The following is a 17,509-nucleotide window of genomic DNA, read 5'->3' as shown; positions in this document are numbered from 1 at the left end:
TTCTTGTTATTATTCGCGCTTTATGATTTGGCTCATAAAGGCATCTCAATGTGCTGAGTTATTTTTACTCATTATAAACAAACGCTTTACGAACATTAAAAAATAAAAATTAGTAAACATGAAAAGAGAAAAAAAACTCTGGATTGCATTTGCCTTTGTCGTGGGAATTTCTTTCGCGATACTGGGGTATTACGGCTACGAAATATATCAAAAAGCACCGCCTATTCCTGAGAAAATTATATCAGAAGATAATGCCACTGTTTTTACTGCACAAGAAATTAAAGACGGTCAAAACATTTGGCAAAGTATTGGTGGACAAGAATTGGGATCAATTTGGGGACACGGAGCTTATGTTGCACCCGATTGGACTGCAGATTGGTTGCACCGTGAGGCACTTTTTATATTAGACAAATTGTCTCAACAAGAATACAAAGTAGACTACGCTAATTTATCAGAAGAGCAGCAGTCAGTAATGAAGATTCGTTTGCAAGCTGATGTTCGTAAAAACACCTACAACGATGTTACGAAGACGATCACAATTTCTAGTAATCGAATTGAAGCTATTGCTTCTTTAAGTAAGCATTATGAAGGATTATTTATGGATGATCCTAGTTTTGATCAACTGCGTCATGATTATGCAATACCGAAAATGTCAATCAAAGAGAAAGAAAAAATGCATAAAATGAATGCTTTTTTCTTTTGGGCAACTTGGGCAACGGTAACCAATAGACCAGATGGTGTTATCTCTTACACGCACAACTGGCCTGCTGATGATTTGGTTGGAAACGTCGCTACAAAAGACCTACTGGTTTGGTCTGGAGTTAGTATTATATTATTGATACTATGTACGGGTCTTTTAATTTTTTACCACGTTAAATCTGGTAATGAAGAGCATTTAGAAACACCGGTTAGCGATCCTTTATTAAAACAAGGAATGACGCCATCGATGTTTCAGATTAAAAAATACTTTTGGATAGTTAGTTTACTAATCGTTTTACAAGTTGTTTTTGGGGTCATTACAGCGCATTATGGTGTAGAAGGAAATGGTTTCTACGGAATTCCTTTAGACCAATACCTACCCTACTCGGTTACTAGAACGTGGCACACACAGTTGGCAATCTTCTGGATTGCTACAGCTTGGCTGGCTACAGGTTTGTACATTGCTCCAGCAGTTTCAGGGAAAGATCCTAAATACCAAGTATTTGGAGTTAACTTTCTATTCTTTGCTTTATTAATCATTGTAGTGGGTTCTATGATTGGTCAATGGTTTGGAGTAATGCAAAAATTAGATCTTGTAGACAATTTCTGGTTTGGACACCAAGGCTACGAATATGTTGACTTAGGTCGTTTTTGGCAAATTTTCTTATTAGTTGGTTTATTCTTGTGGTTAGCTTTAATGATACGTCCTCTAATTCCTGTACTTAAAAAAGGTACAGAAGAGAAAAACTTAATCATTATGTTCTTAATTTCCTGCGCAGCTATTGCATCATTTTATGCAGCTGGTTTAATGTGGGGTAGACAAACTAACTTAGCGATCGCCGAATACTGGAGATGGTGGGTTGTTCACTTATGGGTTGAAGGTTTCTTTGAAGTTTTTGCGACAGTCGTTATTGCGTTTTTATTTGTTCGTCTTGGACTTCTTAAAACAAAAACCGCTACTATTAATGTTATTTTTTCAACTATTATTTTCATGTCAGGTGGAATTTTAGGTACTTTTCACCACTTGTACTTTTCTGGTACGCCAACAGCTGTTATGGCATTTGGAGCTACGTTTAGTGCATTAGAGATTGTACCTTTAGTTTTAATTGGATATGAAGCATATCACAATTACACGCTTTCTAAAGCAACGACTTGGATTGTCGATTACAAATGGCCTATCTATTATATGATTGCAGTAGCTTTCTGGAATTTCTTAGGTGCTGGTGTTTTTGGTTTTATTATTAATCCACCAATTGCATTATACTATATCCAAGGTTTAAATACAACAGCTTTGCATGCGCATACTGCTTTGTTTGGTGTATACGGAATGTTAGGAATTGGATTGATGTTATTTGTATTAAGAAGTTTATACCGTCAAGAAGTATTCAATGAAAAATTAATGAAATTTATATTCTGGACAATTAACATTGGTTTATTATCGATGGCTTTAATGAGTTTACTGCCAGTAGGTATCTTACAAGCAATTGCAAGTATCGAACACGGTATGTGGTATGCACGTTCTGCAGAATTCATGCAATTACCAACAATGGTAACTTTAAAATGGTTGCGTGCTATTGGTGATACCATTTTCGGAATTGGAATTCTATCTCTTTGTTATTTTGTTTTTGAATTGACTTTCAGAAAAACTAAAAAATAAAGCAGTACACTATATTTAACAAATCAATTTTAATTTTAAAAAATGCAAGATCAACAAAAGATCTTGCATTTTTTTTTTAAAGAAAGAAGCGCTGCTACTTTAAGTACCAACGCTTTTGAATATTTTATGAAATTATTTAAACAGACTGACTGTCGTGCTTACCTTCCCTAATTTCTTCCACCATCTTTTTATTAAATGCTGGTAAATCGTCTGGATTTCTACTTGTTACTAATCCATTATCTACCACAACTTCTGAATCTTCCCAAAATGCACCGGCATTTTTCAAATCGTTTTTTATAGAAGAAAACGAAGTTACTCTTCTTCCTTTAAGTACATCTGCATCTACAAGAATTTGAGGTCCATGGCAAATAGCTGCAACTGGTTTTTTACTTTGAAAAAAGTCCCGAACAAAATTAACTGCCTGCTCCTCTCTTCGTAATTGATCTGGATTAATAACACCACCCGGTAGCATCAATGCATCATAATTTTCAGATTTTGCTTCGTTAAGTACAACATCAACTTTGTATTCATTACTCCAATTGCCATCGCTCCACGCTTTAATAGTTCCAGCTTTTAAACTTACTATATCTGCGGTCCAACCTTCATTTTCTAAGTATTCTTTAGGTGATTTTAATTCACTTTCCTCAAACCCATTTGTTGCCAATATTGCTATTCTCTTTTTCATAGTACTATTTTTAATGTATTTATATTTCACTTTATTAAAGTTAACTATTACAAATAATCGTAAAGCACTGTTTGTATTAAAGTTATCCTAAAAAATGTTAAGTAAAGAGACATCGCAAAAACAACTAGGAATATTGTAGTTTTTATGCACAATTATGTAAAATATCGCTTTCGCAAAGGTTGTACTTTTAAAAGAAATTTTACAATGAAAAAACAATCGTATTCAAATCATATTCGATTTTATACTCCGCACCATTTTATCTATTACCCAATTATCATGGCGCTAATTGCAGCCTCTGTGTATTTTGCTTTTACTGAAACAAATACCTTATTATGGACTTTTATAGCAATTGTATTTGTAGTGCTGTTTTGTTTGGCTTTCATGGTTCGACAACATTATGCTTTAACATTGCAGAATAGAATCGTAAAGCTAGAAATGCGATACCGTTATTTTACATTAACAAACAAAAGATTCGAAAACATAGAATTTAGATTAAGTGAAAGTCAAATATTTGCATTGCGTTTTGCACCTGATGAAGAATTAGTGGCTTTAGTACAAAAGGCTATTTCAGACAATCTTTCTGCAACTCAAATCAAAAAAGCTATTACTAATTGGAAAGGTGATTACGAACGCGTATAAAGCAATTCATAATTTTAAATATTATATTTCAAAAGAAAAAGCCCGCACACTTAAAAATCAGTTTGCTGGCTTTTTTGATTCATTATAATTTAGGAAGAGAATTACAATTTTTTAGCTTCATTCCAAAACACATCCATTTCGGCTAAAGTCATATCTGCCAAAGGTTTCCCTAATTCTGACGCTTTTGATTCTAAATATTGAAAACGTTTGATAAATTTTTTATTCGTTCGTTCTAAAGCATCTTCTGGATTTATCTTTAAAAAACGAGCGTAATTAATCATAGAAAATAAAACATCTCCAAATTCTGCTTCCATTTTATCTTGATCGCCAATTGCAACTTCATCTTGTAGCTCCTGCAATTCTTCTTGTACTTTATTCCAAACTTGATGTGGCTCTTCCCAATCAAAACCAACGCCCTTTACTTTATCTTGAATTCGACTAGCTTTTACCAAAGCAGGCAAACTTTTAGGAACCCCTTCTAAGACCGAAATTCTCCCCTCTTTTAATTTCAGTTTTTCCCAATTTTGCTTTACTTCCTCTTCGTCTTTGACAACAGTATCGCTGTAAATATGTGGGTGACGAAAAATTAATTTCTCGCAAATTTCATTGCAAACATCTGCCATGTCAAAATCGTTGGTCTCACTACCAATTTTGGCATAAAAAACAATATGTAAAAGTAAATCGCCTAGTTCTTTTTTTACTTCATTTAGATTATTATCTAAAATAGCATCACCTAACTCGTACGTTTCTTCTATGGTGAGGTGGCGCAGAGACTGCATGGTTTGCTTTTGATCCCATGGACATTTCTCACGTAAATCGTCCATTATCGTAAGAAGTCTCTCAAAGGCTTCGACTTGTTTTTCTTTGCTCATAATTTTGACTTTTAAAGTATTCGTAAAAATAAAAAATCCTGTCAAGAAGTACTCAACAGGATTGTATATTAAATTCGAAAAATTTTTATTCTTCTTCAGCTTTAGCTGTTTTCTTAACAGCTGGCTTTTTTTCAGCAACTTTTTTCTCAGCAGCTTTTTTTTCTTCTTCCAAAACAGGAGTTTCTTCTGCAGATTCTGCAGCGGCTGGAGCTAAATCAGTAACCAGTCCTTTTCCTTGAAGCATGTTGTACCAGTTCAAAATCTTTTTAATATCTGATGGATATACACGATCTTCATCGTAGTTTGGCAGCACTTCTTTAAAATAAGCCAATAGCGTAGCATTGTCCTCTTTATGAGAAATTGCTGGACCTTTATCTTCTTTGTCTGCAATTAATTTCATTACTTCCGCCAATGGTTTTTCACCTTCGTACGTGTAGATTGAAATTTCAGACAATAAACTTACATTGCTTTTTAAACTTACCGTAACTTTTTTACCATCTACTAAAGACTCAGCAACAAAACCCGTACGAGTTTGAACTTTAAGTGCATATAAACCTGGTTTTCCAGAAATAGCTAAAATTTTTTCTAAATTCATTTTTATATAATTTGTATTAAGAATTCGGTTGTATGAATAAATAGGTCAAAAACAAGAAATTACCTTCCTTTTTTTCCAAAAAACTTCATGCGATAGTCTTGGAATGTTTTACCTTCTATAATGTTTTTTAATTTCTTTTGAATCAAACGCTTTTTAAGTGAAGATATTTTGTCTGTAAATAAAACGCCTTCAATATGATCATATTCATGCTGAATTACACGTGCAATCAATCCGTCAAAAACTTCAGTTTTCATAACGAAATCTTCTTCACAATATTCTATTGTAATTTTCTCGTGACGAAATACATCTTCACGAACATCAGGAATACTTAAACAACCTTCATTAAATGACCACAATTCGCCTTCTTCTTTGATGATCTTAGCGTTAATGAATGTTTTTCTAAACGATTTTAATTCTTTTTGTTCCTCTTCTTCCAGATCTTCATCGTCACTAAATGGAGCGGTATCAATAACAAATAATCGTAGAGGCAAAGCAACTTGTGGAGCAGCTAAACCAACACCACAGGCATTACTCATCGTTTCGTACATGTTGGTAATAGTCTCTTTTAAATTTGGGTGTTCTGCCGTAACATTTTCCCCAACTTTTCTTAAAACAGGATCACCATATCCTATAATCGGTAAAATCATTTGTGTAGTATTACTATTATACTTCTAAAAAAAAATCTGAAATTTGTTATCAGAATTAAGTTCGCAAAAGTAGTAAAAAATAATAATGATTTAGCCAAAGTATCCTTTTATATAACATTTATTTGTAAGTTTAATTAAATCAAAGTCTGCTTTATAATTAATTGTTTCGTACAATTCTTACCTTTGCTAGTAAACCCATAAACATGCTCCAAAAAATACGTAAACACACCAATAGTATCGCTTTTGTAAACGCATTAAAAATTACAATTGCGGCCGTGGTGCCAGTCATATTTTTTAGTTGGTTGGGTTATTTTACCATTGGTTTTGCGGTAGCTCTAGGCGCTTTTTTTGCTTTTCCAACGGACATTCCGAGTTCGATAAGACATAAGATAAATGGGCTATTTGTGGCATCCTTAATTTTTGCTGGAATTAATATTTTGGTAAATATATTTATTCCCTATCCCATTATTTTTTATCCGTTTTTGACAGCTTTACTTTTTCTGGCTTCGATGCTAACCGTTTACGGTCAGCGAGCAACTATGGTTTCGTTCTCGGCATTATTAGCGATTTCTTTATCATTTGCTCATATTCACGAAGGTTGGGATATTTTAATTTATGCCGGATACACCTTTGCGGGAGGTATGTTTTTCTTATTGGTCTCTTTAATTTTTCATTACCTTCAACCGCATCGATATGCCGAAATCGAATTAGCAGCAGTTATAAAATTAACCGCAAAATACTTGAAACTTCGAGGTGATTTATGGAGCCCAGGCGCAAACAGGCAAAAAATTACCGAGAAACAGCTTAATCTTCAGGTCGAAGTCAACACCATACACGAAAACCTTCGAAAAGTACTTTTTAGCGATAAAATAAATTCAGGAATCTCGGCTCAAAGTAAAAAAATGTTGATTGCTTTTATCACTTTAGTCGAAATTCAAGAGTTAGCTTTATCTACTTCTTTTGACCACGATAAGTTGCAAGGATACTTTAAGAAAAACCCAGAAGTGCTGTTAGCGTATCAAAACTTAGCTTATAAGCTGGCGAATCGATTGAATAAATTAGCCAAGAGTGTCCATAAACCTGTTGCCTATAGTTCTAAACACGATATAAATGATGCTTTAAAGAAACTTGAAAAAGGGATTCAAATTTATAAAAATGATCCGCACGTTACAGATCGCACTGAAGGCGTATTGATGTTAACCAACATGTCTAAATATGCTAAAAATCAGGTAGAAAAAATTAGAATTGTTGATCGTGCTTTTTCGATGGCGGTAAAATCATTTGATTTTAAAGAACGAAATAATAACTTGGAAAAGTTTCTTACGCCACAGTATTATCCTATTCGTACGCTAATTGAAAATTTAAGTTTTTCATCTACTTTATTTCGTCATTCGCTGCGTTTAACTTGTACAATCATGGTCGGTTTTATAATAGGCCAGTTTCTACCTTTTCAAAATGTGTATTGGATTTTAATGACGATCGTTGTTATTATGCGCCCTGGTTATGGTTTAACCAAAGAACGTTCGTACAACCGAATTTTCGGAACTGTTTTGGGTGCTATAATTGCATTCGGAATTGTTTCTTTAGTAAAAAACAACACAGCCATTAGCATTTTTGCGATTATGTGTATGCTCATCGGAATTTCTTTTACGCAAAGTAATTACAAAGTTGGTGCTACTTTTATTACGATGTATGTTGTATTTGTGTACGGAATCGTTACTCCTAATATTTACGAAGTCATTCAATTTCGAATTATTGATTCGGTAGTTGGTGCTACTTTGGCATTTTTAGCTAATTATTTTTTATGGCCTTCTTGGGAATTTTTAAGTACCAAACCATTCGTGACGCGCTCCGTCGAAGCCAATCGAGATTACCTCAAAGAAATTGCAGTTTTTTACAACAACAAAGGTATTGTTTCATTAGATTATCGCTTGGCGCGAAAGAAAGCTTTTATCGAAATTGGAAATTTAATGACCTCTTTTCAACGGATGTTGCAAGAACCAAAGTCGAAACAAGCGTTACTACCGCAAATAAATAAGTTAGCAGTGATGAATCATTCCTTATTGTCTGCTACTGCATCTCTAGGAACTTATATTCAATCGCACGAAACGACTTCGGCTTCAGACGCTTTTAACTTTATTGTAGATACCGTTATAAAAAAGCTTACTGCAGCTGTCGCTATACTCAAAGGAGAACCTTTTATTTTTGACTCCGAAAAAGATGAAGAAGCCTTAACACTTCGTTTTCAAGAATTAAAGAAAGTTCGTGAAAAATTGTATGCAGATCAAAACTCCCAGTTAGAATCAGAAACAGACGATTACAGACAAGAAGTACAATTGGTTATTGAGCAACTTACTTGGATGAATAACATTTCTGATAACATTTTGAAGGTCACAAAAGAATTTGTGTCTGGTAATCATCTGTAACAAAAATGATTTACGGTAAATTTAAAACTTTCTTTACTTGCATTAAACTCTTCAGCTTAAGTCAATAAAATAATTCAGCTGCCATTTTTGTGTTGCCAATGCTTGCTTACTCGTTGCGATATCCCAAGGTGCATACAATCTAATTGCCCTTTTTCCTTGTTTAACTACTGTAGAGAAAACTCCCTGCTGAAATAAGACATCTTGAGGAAATAAAAATAGACCCAAATGAATTTTGTTTTTAACTAAAACAGCAACATAATCAATAGCATCTGTGGCATCAAAAGGTGCTATTATTTTATTCGGATTCCTTTTCCACAACGTCACAAATTGACCAATTTTGGTGGGTGTAATTTTTGCTTGTCGATATACAATTAATTTAGTATTTAGTGCAAATCGACAAGCATTGTACTCTTTACTTTCTTTTTCAATGAGTACAGTTTGATAATTGAAAGGTTCAGTTAATGAAAAATTCTTACTTAAAAAAGCAACGCAAAAATATGGTATAATTCTCTCTGAATTCAAAAAAATAAAATTAGAAATTACAATTCAATTGATTCACCAATTTCTAAAAGCATCAAATCTTTTTGGTTATCAAAAAACTTTTTGATAGCTGCTTCATGATCAATTTCGATATAACCAAAAGTATCAAAATGATAGCCTAAAATTTTATCGCATGCTACAAAGTTAGAAGCGATAATAGCATCTTCTACATCCATTGTAAAATTATTACCAATAGGTAAAATTGCTAAGTCTAATTTTGTTCTAAGCGGAATTAGCTTCATGTCCATCGTCAATGCCGTGTCGCCCGCAATGTAAATGTTTTTATGTTCTCCTTCGATTACAAAACCACCCGGATTTCCACCGTAACTTCCGTCTGGGAAAGAACTAGAATGAATGGCGTTCACATATTTTACCTTTCCAAAATCAAACTGCCAACTTCCGCCATGGTTCATTGGGTGCGTTTTAAAGTCTTTATTACCGTAATAACCCGCAATTTCAGCATTGGAAACAATAGTTGCATCGGTTCTTTTTGCAATAGCCTCTACATCCAAAACGTGATCGCCGTGCGCATGAGTAAGCAAAATGTAATCTGCTTTTAAAGAATTTATATCAATGTGTGATGCACTCGGATTTGCTGAAATATAAGGATCGACTAAAATATGCTTTCCCCCTACTTCTATTCCTAAAGAAGCGTGACCGTAAAATGTAATTTTCATAATCTATCAATTAAAAGTTATAAGTAAACAATAGCGCTTTTAACGGCCGCCAAGAAATAAATTTACAAAAATATCAGAAAGCAATGAAATCATCGATACCGATAAAAGTAGGGAAAGTAAAAAAGTACTCAATGCTAATTTTTTTAATTCAGGATCCAATAATCTTGGTTCTTTGTTATTGGCCACCGTTTTTAAATGAGCCAACATCGGAATGAACGCTAAAACAAATAAATATTGGTCTAAACGAAAATCACTTAAAAAGGAAAACACTAAAACCGAAATAATAGCGGTTAACACCAAGAAATAATGATAATTTTTGGCTTTTTTTCCTCCCATTTGTACTACTAGCGTATTTTTATTTGATTTTCTATCCGATGCTTCGTCTCTCATATTATTAAGATTTAAAACGCCAACGCTCAATAAACCAATGCTTACAGCAGGTAAAATAAGTAAAGGATCCAGCTCTTTTGAATACAAAAAACTCACACCCAAAGTACTTACTAATCCAAAAAAAACAAAAACAAAAGCATCTCCTAAACCTCTGTAACCATAAGCAGAACGACCAACAGTGTAACGAATTGCTGCTGTTATGGCTGCAATTCCTAAAATAAGGAAAAACAACGAATACACAAAGTTTGACACGCCAAACGCAAAGTAAATTAAGGCTATTGCAGATAAAAGTGTTAAAAATGAAGTAAGAACAATAGCGTTCTTCATTTCCTTAGGAGTTATTTTTCCACTCTGAATCGTACGTTGTGGTCCTACTCTGTCTGCATTATCAGTTCCTTTGAGTCCATCGCCATAATCATTGGCGAAGTTAGATAGCACTTGCAATCCTAAGGTTGTTAATAAAGCAAAACCTAAAATTTTCCAATCAAAAACGTCTGTAGGCGTGTATATGTCTGCAGGCGGATTGGCTAATGCAAAGATACTTCCAACAATAATTCCAGACACAGATAAGGGTAATGTTCGCAATCTTGCCGCTTCAATCCAATGTTTCATTATATTTTATTTTATTATTTATTTTTAAATTTACTTTTAAATTTACTTTTGCAAACTACATCCAATTGCTGTCTGACGTTTCCATTTTGTACAACCACAGGTTTGTAAATTGCTTGATAGCGGTAAAATTTCCCAATTGAAAACTCAACCTTCCTCCTGCAGTATGCAAAGTTAAAGAACCAATATTACTATTTTGATGCCAAAAAAGCTGCGAGGTTGTAATTGCTTGTATTTTACTGACAATAATTATTTTGTTAGTAATATCCCAAGCGCCACTTTGATGAATTATAAAATCATCTTTAATAAAAAGACGGTTGTTTTTAAAGAGAAAATATTGAATCATTCCAACAAATAGAACTAAAAATCCCAATACGTAATCAGCCGTTTCCATTTTCTCTAATAAAAAATCTCTGAGAAAATAGTACGCTAGTACTGGTAAACCAATAGAAAGAAAAATAGAAAAACCAAGTTTTCTAAAATTAGGTTTTAATTGCACTCCTTTTTCGGGAATCTTTTGAAAAAGCAACTTTAAAATCGCGTCCCTTTCTACCGTATTACAACCCGGAATTTCAATTGCAGATTGGTGTTCTTTGGTTTCTCCTCCAGTAGCTTGTGTTATTTTAAGCCCTAAAACATTCATTTTTTTTTGAAAAAAATTCTGAGTGATACTCGCGATCTGAACTTTTTCTGGCTTTAAAATTGTGCTCTTAGTATTTAACAGTCCGAAGGATAATAATAAAGAACCATTTTGTTTGGCAATACTATAATCAAAATAAGTAAAAATCGTCTTTACCAAATTTACTATAATAATGGACAAAAAGAAAACTACACATAGCAGTAGACTCAATCTTAATACCTGACTTGTGTTGACATAATTTTCTACATTCTCTAATTCTAAAACATCTCTACCGGTAAATCGCTTGAAATAATCAAGAATAGTAAGTAAAAAAGCCAATATGATCAAAAAGCTTTTAAGGTAATTTCTCGTAATTCCAATTTTTAATAAACTTAAAAAACTAATTTTGAGGAAAGGAATTTCAGTTTTGGTAAATTCTTGATTGCGATTGCCATCTAACTCATCACTTACAGAATTGTCCACAACTATTTTGCTTTCATTCAATAGTAATTGTGCTTTCAAATCTAATGCTAAATCATGAGCAATTGCTTTGATATGCACTTCTTTTTTACTGGAACCAGCCGTGTCTGCAGTTAATTCATAAACTCCAAATAGTCTTTGAATTAAAGATTGATTGACGTTTACTTGCTGAATCTTATTAAGCTGTATGGTTGTTTTCGTTTTATTAAAAACACCTTCGGTTATTATAAATTCATCATTTTCTTGATTAATATAAAAGGTGAAATTTAAATATTTCAAATAAGAAATAAAGCTAACAATAATTACAAAACAGAGAATTGCAGCAAAAAAATAAACCTTATTTATTTCGTTAAATTTCAAAATCCAAATTACAAAAAGAGGCCAAATCGCTCTAATGTACTGTTTAAGTGCATACAGAAACATCACGAAAATACCTAAAATAGATTGACGCTGTGGCTGAGTAAAATTGGCTTTCATTATAATTGTTTTTGAATTTTCCCCATAAGCAATTGTTTAATGTTTTCAGCTTGCTCTTTTGCAATTCCTGGAATCTGAATGTCACTAGCACTTCCGCCTGCGGTAAATATTTCAACTTTTGCTAAACCAAAAAATCGCGAAAGTAAACCTTCATGTAGAGCCACGTGTTGGACACGATTATACGGAATTACAAGTGTATTAGTCGCAATAATTCCATGTCTGAATAAAACATCATGATTGCGAAAAGCAAACCCCTTTTTTTTATAGTTTACTCTCGACAAAAACAAAATTACAATTAGCACGATGACAAATAAGGCTATAAATTGTGCTTTATATGGAGCCAGTTCTATAGTAAAATACAAAAGAAAACCAAGTCCAACAAAAAGTAGCGCAAAGAATATAAATAATTCTAATAGTACCACTTTCCAATAATTGGGGTGCAGCAACGAAAATTCGACTTCCTCAAACTTTGGAAGTAATGTAGTATCTAAAGTTTCATTTGTAAAATCTTCCATTCTCTATTTTAAATTCATATTATAAATCTCAAGTTCCAATATTGAAACTTGAGACTGTAGTTATTATTACGGCAACCATTTATTTTCGCCAAAGTTTGGTTTTCTTTTTTCCAAAAATGCATTTCTTCCTTCTTTCGCTTCTTCAGTCATATAGGCCAAACGCGTCGCTTCACCTGCAAAAACCTGCTGCCCAACCATTCCGTCGTCTGTCAAGTTCATTGAAAATTTTAGCATTTTTATCGAAGTTGGCGATTTTTGTAAAATTTCTTGTGCCCATTGGTAAGCAGTACTTTCCAACTCCTCATGCGGAATGACAGCATTTACCATTCCCATATCCATAGCTTCCTGTGCAGAATAATTTCTTCCTAAAAAGAAAATTTCACGTGCTTTTTTCTGCCCCACCATTTTGGCCAAATAAGCCGATCCGTAACCTCCATCAAAACTAGTTACATCAGCATCCGTTTGTTTAAAAATTGCGTGTTCTTTACTCGCTAACGTTAGGTCACACACCACGTGCAAACTATGTCCGCCACCAACAGCCCAACCAGGAACTACGGCAATAACCACTTTAGGCATGAAACGAATCAATCGCTGTACCTCTAAGATATTTAAGCGATGTTGACCGTCTTCGCCCACATACCCTTGATGTCCACGTGCATTTTGATCACCTCCGCTGCAAAAAGAGTAGACTCCGTCTTTAGTAGAAGGACCTTCGCCAGTTAATAAAACAACTCCTATCGAAGTGTCTTCTTGGGCATCGTAAAAAGCTTGGTATAATTCGGAAGTCGTTTTAGGTCGAAAAGCATTTCGAACATTGGGTCTATTAAAAGCAATTCGTGCAACACCATTGCATTTCTTATACGTTATATCTTCAAATTCTTTGGCAGTAATCCAATCCATTTTATTCTATATTAAAAAAATTATAGTGTAAAAATAAGGCATTTTTTAGAGATACAAGCACTCCAATAAAAGGAAGCGCATTATACAATTGCTGCAAATGGCAGTAAATCGAACAATTTCTAAAATAAATTGTAGCTTTTGGGTGAAATACATTAAATAAGTTGTATCTTTAGAATCTAGTAATCAACCAAATGACCTTATTTTTGGTTCTGCTAGATTGAAGTATTTTCACTGATTTATTAACCTAAAAAATGATTTTTTTGAGACACTTAAAACAACTTGTCGCTCATTTTCATAGGGTTTTAGATACCAAAACTACGATTAATGAGCAAATGTTTAGTTCTGTTGACGTAATTGTAAAAAATAAAAAGTAACACCAACGGTTAACTGCAAGATTAATAACGTCGCATTCTATTTAAAATTTATAAGAATTTAAAAGCGATAATTGATTTTGAAATGAAAGCTAGAAACCAATGGGTCTACCGTAAAATTTGTTTAGACAATTAAATTAGCACAACAACATTTAAAAGACAACCATCAAAAGATACTGCTCTTTTATAACAATGAAGAAGATCTATAATTATTAAACTTTAAAGAGTAGCTTTTCTCATTTTATCTGATGATGTAACGCATTAATTTTATTTTTGTTTTTACTAATTACAATTTTTTTTAAAACTTAAATAAAGTAGAAAGGCCAATCAATTCTGATTGGCCTTTCTTATTTTTATACTATGTATTATTCTTTTTGTATCAAATAAATTCCGTCTTCTTTAATTTCAATCAATTTTTCCCTATATAAAGAGCCAATTGCCTTTTTAAAGGTTTTTTTACTCATCTTAAGAACTGTTTTTATGTCTTCTGGATGCGAATTATCATTTAATCTTAAAAAACCACGGCTAGCACGAAGCTCATCTATAATTTTATCTGCATTGGGTTCGATACTTTGATAACCTTGAATTTGTAATGCTACATCAATTTTATTATCGGGACGGATATTTTTAATATATCCACGCATTCTGTCTCCAGTTCGTATGGCATCATCGTATACTTCATCCTTATAAAGCAAACCTTTGTGCTGTTCATTAATGATCACATTAATTCCTAACTCCGTAATGTGCGATACAATTAAATCTACTTCTTCTCCATTTTCAACCGTAAGTTGATCGTTTTTTAGAAACTGGTTTAATTTACTCGAAGCCACCAAACGATTGGTTTTTTCGTCCAAATAAAGGTAAACCAAATAACGTTTGCCTTTTTCCATTGGACGCGCTTGCTCTTTAAACGGAACTAATATGTCTTTCTCCATTCCCCAGTCCATAAAAGCGCCTACCTGATTGGTATAATTAACTCGTAAAAGAGAAAATTCATTCAACAAAATATAAGGCTCTAATGTGGTTGCAACAGGTCGCTCTTCGTGATCCAAATATGCAAAAACAATTAGTTCCTCTCCGATTTCAAATTCATTTGGAACGTATTTGTTGGGTAATAATATATCATGAATTCCTTCTGGATCTTGTTCCGGATTTCCCAAAAACAAACCCACTTTGGTATCACGTAATATGGTAAGTGTATTGTATTTTCCTATTTCAATCATTTTTCTTAAAATTCTTAGTCGATTGCGACTTGATAATGTGCAAAGGTACAAAGATTAAATTAAGAATTAATTTTGAAATACACTTATAAAATCCTAATTTTATAACTAAGTCTTACACCCTTATTTTACTAGAAACAACAGATCATTTTTGTCTAAGAATAAAAATTTCGCACACCTAAAAAAATAATTTTTATATGAAATAAAACCCCCAAGTTACAAATAACACGTAGCAATACGTTTTACAATTACCTTGCTTTTTAAAAAATTTGAAATGAAAAGCGAGATATACAATTTTAACCAATAAATTTAGAGAAACAAAATGAAAAAAACATTTCATACTGTATTATTAGCCGCAGTAGTAGGATTAACTTACTCGTGCAAAAACGAAACGAAAGAAATTAACAATCCAAAAGCAACCGAAGTAGTCGATGAAAAAACAGAACACGATCATGGCGACAGCACTAGCCTTGTCTTAAATGATGGAGAACGTTGGGATGCAAACGCAGAAACAACTACGGGTGTTAACAATATGATTGCGCTCATGAATTCTTTCAAAGAAAAAGAAAACGTTACCGCTTATCCAAAATTGACTCAAGATTTGAAATCCGAATTTAAAATGATTTTCGAAAAATGTACGATGACAGGCGAAGCGCATGATCAACTGCATAATTTTTTAATTCCGATAAAGGATCTTTTAGAAACACTTCCTTCTTCAGATTTGGACGTAGCTCAAAAAAGTTATGATGAATTAAGTACTCAATTATCAATATACAAAACATACTTTAAATAATGAAAACAGCCTCTTTAAGAACAGACCTTCAATACAATGAAGATAAAGTTTCGATCAAAGTAATGATGGAAACAGAAACGTCAAAAGAAATTAGAATCCTTTTTAGAAAAGGACAAACGATGAAAGAACACAAAGCAGGATACCCTATAACAGTAGAAATTCACGAAGGAACAATTACTTTTGGTGTAGAAGGCGAAAAAATGGTTTTAAAAACTGGCGATTTAATTTCATTAGACGCTAATGTTCCGCACGATTTACTTGCACAAGAGGATAGTATTGTGAGACTTACTTTATCCAAATCTGACAATGTAGAAAGAGTTGCAAAAGTAGTCGAATAGTTTCGACACCACATCTTTTGCTTAAAAGACGTATTTCAAATTTTGTTTTTCAGTTTAATTGTTCTGATATTATAAAAAAATCGAACAGAATTTGAGAATAAAATTTCAATTACGTCTTTTTAAATTATAACACAAAAAGTGTTCAACAACTTAAAAGTAAGAATCACACTTCTTCAATTGCCAAGCGGAAACATTCTTTTATTCTTGCAAAATAAATTTTATATGAAGTTTAAAATCTTTTTATTTCTCACTCTCCTACTTTCAACTATTTCTTATTCCCAACAAAAAAGTGATTGGATTCGTGTTGAAAATTATGATGGATCTAAAATCGGTTATAAAGATATTAATGGAAACGTTAAAATTGCAGTCGATTTAGAAACAACGTTTGCACCCCCAAAATATTTTAATCATATCATTCCGATATTTGATCTTAACAATCATAATTATTATCTTCTAAAAAATAAACAAAAAATTGCTCTCGACAGTGTTTATATTTCTTCTGATTATGAGTTGGATTGCGAGCGTGAAAACAAAATTCGGTTTAGAGATAAAAAATCAAGAAAAATAGGATTTTTAAATCAGAACGGAAACGTTATTATTCCAGCACTTTATAATTATGCCGCCCCTTTCTATAATAATCTTGCTGTCGTTTTAAAAAATGCAACTAGAACTTGTTTAGAACAAGGTGTGGACAGTCTAAACTGCGAACATCCAATTTTTAAAGGCGGAATAACTCAGTTAATAAACGATAAAAATCAGTTGGTTGTTGATAGCATTGATACCGCCATTGCTACAAACTTAAATTGGTATTCTCTACACGTTAGCGCCACGAATAAAGAACAAATTAATCGAGTTAGTTTTAAAGGAGTAAACGGCGATTTTTATTCTTTTATTGATTATGATAAGGAATTTAAAAATTGGTTTTTCAACACTTTTGTGCCAGTAGTCAACCAAAGGTCAATAAAGCAATTAGAGAAATTGAGTTTTATAGAACTAACAACATGGTCTGAAAATGAGCAAATTTGGAAAAACAATAAAAATTCGGAAGTAATTAATTCTGAGTTCGTAGAAAAGTTGGTTTCTAAAGCTCAGTTCTTACTTGAAAATCCTAAAAATTCATTTTTCAATTCAAGCGATCTGAATCCGTACATTTATCAAAATAAAAACTACGATGAGTTTTACGATTGCAATGGCAATTTATTTAAAGAAAAATATCCTGCCTATAGTTTTTATATTAATTATGTAGATGCAAATCAATCGTTAGAATATCAGGAATCAATAGCTTTTATCAAAACCGAAAAAGGCTATAAACTATTTACCTATTCGTTTAAAAACTAAAAAAAGCACCGTAAAGGTGCTT

General features: G+C 32.8%; 17 protein-coding genes. 6 read left to right on the top strand and 11 right to left on the bottom strand.

The annotated features are described in order from the left end of the window. Nucleotides 1–118: 118 nt before the first annotated feature. Nucleotides 119–2,356: a nitric-oxide reductase large subunit gene (locus ACRASX_RS11675; protein WP_066308066.1), complete on the top strand. Its 2,238-nt coding sequence runs from the start codon at nt 119–121 to the stop codon at nt 2,354–2,356. Nucleotides 2,357–2,492: 136 nt separating this feature from the next. Here ACRASX_RS11675 and ACRASX_RS11670 read toward each other — a convergent pair whose 3' ends face one another. Then, nucleotides 2,493–3,041, bottom strand: a complete 549-nt coding sequence (locus ACRASX_RS11670; protein ID WP_066308310.1) for a type 1 glutamine amidotransferase domain-containing protein — start codon at nt 3,039–3,041, stop codon at nt 2,493–2,495. A 204-nt stretch (nt 3,042–3,245) separates the two neighbouring features. Here ACRASX_RS11670 and ACRASX_RS11665 point away from each other — a divergent pair, with 204 nt between their 5' ends. Beyond that, the gene (locus tag ACRASX_RS11665) at nt 3,246–3,680 is read left to right on the top strand and encodes a DUF6526 family protein (protein WP_066308313.1); all 435 of its coding nucleotides are present in this window, start codon (nt 3,246–3,248) and stop codon (nt 3,678–3,680) included. A 101-nt stretch (nt 3,681–3,781) separates the two neighbouring features. Here ACRASX_RS11665 and mazG read toward each other — a convergent pair whose 3' ends face one another. From mazG to def, 3 genes are all read right to left on the bottom strand, one after another. Then, nucleotides 3,782–4,552 (bottom strand): nucleoside triphosphate pyrophosphohydrolase, encoded by a 771-nt coding sequence (gene mazG, locus ACRASX_RS11660; protein ID WP_066308318.1) that lies wholly within the window; start codon nt 4,550–4,552, stop codon nt 3,782–3,784. Nucleotides 4,553–4,637: 85 nt separating this feature from the next. Then, complete coding sequence (locus ACRASX_RS11655) at nt 4,638–5,147, bottom strand: DUF5606 family protein (protein ID WP_432221348.1); 510 nt, start codon at nt 5,145–5,147, stop codon at nt 4,638–4,640. A gap of 59 nt (nt 5,148–5,206) precedes the next feature. Beyond that, nucleotides 5,207–5,794: a peptide deformylase gene (def, locus tag ACRASX_RS11650; RefSeq protein ID WP_066308072.1), complete on the bottom strand. Its 588-nt coding sequence runs from the start codon at nt 5,792–5,794 to the stop codon at nt 5,207–5,209. A gap of 203 nt (nt 5,795–5,997) precedes the next feature. On the opposite strand from def, the gene ACRASX_RS11645 reads away from it, so the two are divergent. Beyond that, nucleotides 5,998–8,220, top strand: a complete 2,223-nt coding sequence (locus ACRASX_RS11645) for an FUSC family membrane protein (RefSeq protein WP_432221347.1) — start codon at nt 5,998–6,000, stop codon at nt 8,218–8,220. A 51-nt stretch (nt 8,221–8,271) separates the two neighbouring features. On the opposite strand, the gene ACRASX_RS11640 is transcribed toward ACRASX_RS11645, so the two are convergent. From ACRASX_RS11640 to ACRASX_RS11610, 7 genes are all read right to left on the bottom strand, one after another. Continuing rightward, nucleotides 8,272–8,742, bottom strand: a complete 471-nt coding sequence (locus ACRASX_RS11640) for a MepB family protein (RefSeq protein WP_432221346.1) — start codon at nt 8,740–8,742, stop codon at nt 8,272–8,274. A 17-nt stretch (nt 8,743–8,759) separates the two neighbouring features. Beyond that, nucleotides 8,760–9,437: a metal-dependent hydrolase gene (locus ACRASX_RS11635; protein ID WP_432221345.1), complete on the bottom strand. Its 678-nt coding sequence runs from the start codon at nt 9,435–9,437 to the stop codon at nt 8,760–8,762. Nucleotides 9,438–9,476: 39 nt separating this feature from the next. Further along, nucleotides 9,477–10,439, bottom strand: coding sequence for a 1,4-dihydroxy-2-naphthoate octaprenyltransferase (gene menA, locus ACRASX_RS11630; RefSeq protein ID WP_432221344.1), 963 nt, complete (start codon nt 10,437–10,439; stop codon nt 9,477–9,479). 55 nt (nt 10,440–10,494) lie between these two features. After that, on the bottom strand, nt 10,495–12,012 hold the full coding sequence (locus tag ACRASX_RS11625) for a PH domain-containing protein (RefSeq protein ID WP_432221343.1): 1,518 nt from the start codon (nt 12,010–12,012) through the stop codon (nt 10,495–10,497). After that, nucleotides 12,012–12,527 carry a PH domain-containing protein gene (locus tag ACRASX_RS11620; RefSeq protein WP_432221342.1) on the bottom strand — a complete coding sequence of 172 codons (516 nt, stop codon included), beginning with the start codon at nt 12,525–12,527 and terminating at the stop codon, nt 12,012–12,014. The genes ACRASX_RS11625 and ACRASX_RS11620 overlap by 1 nt, the downstream gene beginning before the upstream one ends. Nucleotides 12,528–12,593: 66 nt before the next feature. Next, the gene (locus ACRASX_RS11615; RefSeq protein WP_066308094.1) at nt 12,594–13,427 is read right to left on the bottom strand and encodes a 1,4-dihydroxy-2-naphthoyl-CoA synthase; all 834 of its coding nucleotides are present in this window, start codon (nt 13,425–13,427) and stop codon (nt 12,594–12,596) included. A 736-nt stretch (nt 13,428–14,163) separates the two neighbouring features. Next, entirely contained in the window at nt 14,164–15,021 is an 858-nt protein-coding gene (locus ACRASX_RS11610; RefSeq protein WP_432221341.1) for a CvfB family protein, read from the bottom strand. Between the two features lie 319 nt (nt 15,022–15,340). Between ACRASX_RS11610 and ACRASX_RS11605 the strand changes: the two genes are divergently transcribed. The 3 genes from ACRASX_RS11605 to ACRASX_RS11595 all read left to right on the top strand — a co-directional run bounded on the left by ACRASX_RS11605 (nt 15,341) and on the right by ACRASX_RS11595 (nt 17,487). Then, on the top strand, nt 15,341–15,811 hold the full coding sequence (locus ACRASX_RS11605; protein ID WP_432221340.1) for a hypothetical protein: 471 nt from the start codon (nt 15,341–15,343) through the stop codon (nt 15,809–15,811). Beyond that, nucleotides 15,811–16,149: a cupin domain-containing protein gene (locus ACRASX_RS11600; protein WP_432221339.1), complete on the top strand. Its 339-nt coding sequence runs from the start codon at nt 15,811–15,813 to the stop codon at nt 16,147–16,149. The genes ACRASX_RS11605 and ACRASX_RS11600 overlap by 1 nt, the downstream gene beginning before the upstream one ends. A gap of 222 nt (nt 16,150–16,371) precedes the next feature. Beyond that, nucleotides 16,372–17,487: a WG repeat-containing protein gene (locus tag ACRASX_RS11595; RefSeq protein WP_432221338.1), complete on the top strand. Its 1,116-nt coding sequence runs from the start codon at nt 16,372–16,374 to the stop codon at nt 17,485–17,487. Nucleotides 17,488–17,509: the final 22 nt, after the last annotated feature.

Origin of the sequence: Flavobacterium sp. TMP13, from assembly GCF_050847115.1 — a bacterium.
Taxonomy (GTDB): domain Bacteria; phylum Bacteroidota; class Bacteroidia; order Flavobacteriales; family Flavobacteriaceae; genus Flavobacterium.
This window is presented reverse-complemented; position numbering and strand designations above follow the sequence as displayed.

Bases quoted from the DNA above. Each gene is read 5' to 3' on its own strand.
- def (WP_066308072.1), bottom strand. From the start codon at position 5,794: ATGATTTTACCGATTATAGGATATGGTGATCCTGTTTTAAGAAAAGTT.
- ACRASX_RS11620 (WP_432221342.1), bottom strand. From the start codon at position 12,527: ATGGAAGATTTTACAAATGAAACTTTAGATACTACATTACTTCCAAAG.
- mazG (WP_066308318.1), bottom strand. From the start codon at position 4,552: ATGAGCAAAGAAAAACAAGTCGAAGCCTTTGAGAGACTTCTTACGATA.
- ACRASX_RS11605 (WP_432221340.1), top strand. From the start codon at position 15,341: ATGAAAAAAACATTTCATACTGTATTATTAGCCGCAGTAGTAGGATTA.
- menA (WP_432221344.1), bottom strand. From the start codon at position 10,439: ATGAAACATTGGATTGAAGCGGCAAGATTGCGAACATTACCCTTATCT.
- ACRASX_RS11655 (WP_432221348.1), bottom strand. From the start codon at position 5,147: ATGAATTTAGAAAAAATTTTAGCTATTTCTGGAAAACCAGGTTTATAT.
- ACRASX_RS11635 (WP_432221345.1), bottom strand. From the start codon at position 9,437: ATGAAAATTACATTTTACGGTCACGCTTCTTTAGGAATAGAAGTAGGG.
- ACRASX_RS11600 (WP_432221339.1), top strand. From the start codon at position 15,811: ATGAAAACAGCCTCTTTAAGAACAGACCTTCAATACAATGAAGATAAA.
- ACRASX_RS11625 (WP_432221343.1), bottom strand. From the start codon at position 12,012: ATGAAAGCCAATTTTACTCAGCCACAGCGTCAATCTATTTTAGGTATT.
- ACRASX_RS11665 (WP_066308313.1), top strand. From the start codon at position 3,246: ATGAAAAAACAATCGTATTCAAATCATATTCGATTTTATACTCCGCAC.
- ACRASX_RS11615 (WP_066308094.1), bottom strand. From the start codon at position 13,427: ATGGATTGGATTACTGCCAAAGAATTTGAAGATATAACGTATAAGAAA.
- ACRASX_RS11645 (WP_432221347.1), top strand. From the start codon at position 5,998: ATGCTCCAAAAAATACGTAAACACACCAATAGTATCGCTTTTGTAAAC.
- ACRASX_RS11675 (WP_066308066.1), top strand. From the start codon at position 119: ATGAAAAGAGAAAAAAAACTCTGGATTGCATTTGCCTTTGTCGTGGGA.
- ACRASX_RS11595 (WP_432221338.1), top strand. From the start codon at position 16,372: ATGAAGTTTAAAATCTTTTTATTTCTCACTCTCCTACTTTCAACTATT.
- ACRASX_RS11610 (WP_432221341.1), bottom strand. From the start codon at position 15,021: ATGATTGAAATAGGAAAATACAATACACTTACCATATTACGTGATACC.
- ACRASX_RS11670 (WP_066308310.1), bottom strand. From the start codon at position 3,041: ATGAAAAAGAGAATAGCAATATTGGCAACAAATGGGTTTGAGGAAAGT.